This window comes from Belnapia sp. AC561 (assembly GCF_979252845.1).
This window is the reverse complement of record NZ_CEEDBP010000410.1, coordinates 1-245: the sequence shown is the minus strand read 5'-3', so window position 1 is coordinate 245 and position 245 is coordinate 1. Positions and strand designations below refer to the sequence as shown.

Here is a 245-nt window from a genome sequence, read left to right as displayed (position 1 = left end):
AGGTCCGCCAACGTTCCCGTCGCGGTCGCCTTCAGAGCAGCCCCGATCGGCGACTCGAGCAGGGCGAGCACCGCCTGTGTCTCGGGATCGCCGAAGCGACAGTTGAATTCGATGACAGCGGGGCCCTCGGCGTCGACGGCCAGACCCGCGTACAGCAGTCCGGTGAACGGGCAGCCGCGCGCCACCATCTCGGCAGCGACGGGTACGACCACCTCGTCGACGATGCGCGTCACCATCTCCTGCGG

At 69.0% G+C, this 245-nt stretch carries 1 pseudogene; it reads right to left on the bottom strand.

What is annotated here, in order from left to right:
- Positions 1-236 (bottom strand): annotated as a pseudogene (locus tag AC0IW9_RS31640) (phosphoribosylamine--glycine ligase); the annotation flags it as partial.
- Positions 237-245 lie beyond the last annotated feature (9 nt).